This window comes from Pseudomonas sp. SG-MS2 (genome assembly GCF_009933855.1).
GTDB lineage: Bacteria > Pseudomonadota > Gammaproteobacteria > Pseudomonadales > Pseudomonadaceae > Aquipseudomonas > Aquipseudomonas putida_E.
Window position 1 is genome coordinate 1 of sequence record NZ_MOMO01000140.1, and the last position, 1,228, is coordinate 1,228.

A 1,228-nucleotide genomic window follows, 5' to 3' on the forward strand; every position below is an offset into this window, starting at 1 on the left:
TTGATGGCCATCATCGGGCCTTCGAAGGTGGACATGCCGTAGAACGCCAGCGATACCACGAGGAAGCGCAGGATCGGGTCGGTGCGCAGTTTGTGCCAGGCACCGGAGAGGGTCATCATGCCGTTGATCATGCCGCCCCAGCTCGGCGCCAGGAGGATGATCGACATCACCATGCCCAGCGACTGCGCCCAGTCGGGCAGCGCGGTGTAGTGCAGGTGGTGCGGGCCTGCCCAGATGTACAGGGTGATCAGTGCCCAGAAGTGGACGATCGACAGGCGATACGAGTAGATCGGCCGCTCGGCCTGCTTGGGCACGAAGTAGTACATCATCCCCAGAAAGCCGGTGGTGAGGAAGAAGCCCACGGCGTTGTGGCCGTACCACCACTGGATCATCGCGTCGGTGGCGCCGGAGTAGGCCGAGTAGGACTTGAACAGGCTCACCGGCAGCGAGATGTGGTTGACGATGTGCAGCATCGCGGTAACCACGATGAAGGCGCCGTAGAACCAGTTGCCGACGTAGATGTGCTTGGTCTTGCGCTTGACGATGGTGCCGAAGAACACCAGCCCGTAAGTCACCCAGACGATGGCCAGCAGGATCGCCAGTGGCCACTCGAGCTCGGCGTATTCCTTGGTGGTGGTGTAGCCCATCGGCAAGGTGATCAGCGCACCGACGATCACGGCCTGCCAACCCCAGAAGGTGAAGGCGGCCATGCTGTCGGAAATCAGCCGGGTCTGGCAGGTTCGCTGCACCACGTAGTAGCTGGTGCCGAACAACGCACAGCCGCCGAAGGCGAAGATGACCAGGTTGGTGTGCAAGGGGCGCAGGCGGCCGAAGCTGGTCCAGGGCAGGTCCAGGTTCAGTTGCGGCCACACCAGCTGCGAGGCGATGAAAACGCCCAGGCCCATGCCAAGGATCCCCCAGACCACCGTCATGATGGCGAACTGGCGGACGACCTTATAGTTATAAGCAGTCGGACTGATTGCTGTGCTCATTCTAAGGTTCCACGGTTTTGGTGTTCTTGTTGGTTGAAAAATCGGCGCCAGTATCGATAACCGCCAGGGTTATGGCAACGCAAGGAGCCCTGCGCCGACCCGTGTCCGGGCCCTTATGCCGGTGTCCCGCGGCAATAGGGTTCGGGCGATTGTACACAAATAAATATTTGTAATGTGTACCGTTTTTCATCTTTTTCTGATCGATCGGTCAAGCTTTTTTTCCAGGCGGCGTCAGG

At 59.8% G+C, this 1,228-nt stretch carries 1 protein-coding gene; it reads right to left on the minus strand.

The genetic code is table 11. The features are described from left to right. Window positions 1-992, minus strand: a 992-nt coding sequence (locus tag BLX42_RS12080) for a cbb3-type cytochrome c oxidase subunit I (protein ID WP_161871840.1), incomplete at its 3' end; no start/stop codon positions are given. Between the last annotated feature and the right edge of the window lie 236 nt (window positions 993-1,228).